Raw genomic sequence first — 1,424 nt, 5'->3', positions numbered from 1 at the left:
TGAAGTGCTATACTAAAGTTGTAACAGAAGTGGCTAATGAGATATAATCAAAATAACAAGAAACGAGGTACTCATTATGTCACAGAACTACACTCCCGAATTTAAGAAGAAGATTGTCCGCCTCCATGAGGAAGAAGGACGAACATACAAAAGTATTACCGCTGAGTATGGCGTATCAAAAGCCAGTATCTCCAAGTGGTGCAGTGAATTCAGCAAAGAATGCCAAGCGAAAGCCCAAACCAATCCTGATGCTCCGAATGAAATGGAACTTATGAAGGAGAACCTCCGTCTGCGGAAGGAGCTGGAAGATGCGAGGAAGGAAAATCTCTTCCTAAAAAAAGCGGCGGCATTCTTTGCGAAGGAAATCGATTAGAGGCTTATCGGTTTATCGAACAACACCATAAAGAATTCGGCGTCCGCTGGCTGTTGCGGCGGCTGGGGATCTGCCCGAATGCTTACTATAACTACCGGAAACACCGGAAGGCGGATTATTATACCCAAAAAGAGAAAATCAAGGAACAGATAGAAGAAATCTACCACAGCCATAATGGAGTAGACGGGTACCGCAGTATGACTGCCTATCTGGAGCGCAGGGGGTACAGCTATAGCCAGACAACAATCCGTAAATATATGAACGGGGAATTGGGTTTGCATTCCATCGTCCGCCCAAAGAAACCAGGGACAAAGCCAGGGAAGCCCCATAAAGTATTCGATAACAAATTGAATCAGGATTTCCATGCAGACAAGCCGAACCAGAAATGGTGTACGGATTTCACATACCTGTTCCTACGGAACGGAGATGTACGGTACAATTGCGCCATCATAGATCTCTATGACAGGAGTGTAGTCGCCAGTGTAACAGACAAACACATCACCAGTGACCTGGCTGTACGCACCCTGCAAAAGGCATTGGATTCCCAGCATCTGACAAAGGGAGGCCTGCTCCTGCACAGCGACCAGGGGAGCCAGTATACATCGAAGGCTTTCATAGAATACTGCGAATCCGTCCATGTGGCCCAGAGCATGAGCAAAGCCGGATACCCCTACGACAATGCGCCAATGGAAAGGTACTTCAATACCCTGAAGAATGAATGTACCAAGCTCTATGAATTCCGAACAGATGAGGAACTGTACCAGGCCGTGGAGGAATTCGCTTATGTCACGTACAACCATGTACGCCCGCACAGCTATAACGGCTACCGCACGCCATACCAGGCACGAACGGCAGCATAAGGAGAGGCGGGAGCATGCCTCATCATTGGATTGCTTGATCACCCAAAATGGGAGCTGGAAGGTTTTGTCAATGGCACGGCCGCGCAGCGGTGCGAAGCACCATTGATAAAAGCTGACAGCCCCGATAGACTCCAGGCAACAATCCAATATATTTTTAGCCACAAATGTTACAAAAATGCTTGACCACTACA

1 protein-coding gene is annotated in these 1,424 nt (G+C 47.6%); it reads left to right on the top strand.

Annotation, left to right across the window (positions count from 1 at the left end; translation table 11 throughout):
• The first annotated feature begins 76 nt into the window (after window positions 1-76).
• Window positions 77-1,233 (top strand): IS3 family transposase gene (locus D5281_RS24930; RefSeq protein WP_160562534.1). Its coding sequence is split into 2 segments (ribosomal slippage): window positions 77-344 and window positions 344-1,233, totalling 1,158 coding nucleotides; the frame shifts between segments, so codons are not numbered across the junction.
• Window positions 1,234-1,424: the final 191 nt, after the last annotated feature.

The organism is Parablautia muri (assembly GCF_009917485.1).
Lineage (GTDB): Bacteria > Bacillota > Clostridia > Lachnospirales > Lachnospiraceae > Suilimivivens > Suilimivivens muri.
This window is presented reverse-complemented; position numbering and strand designations above follow the sequence as displayed.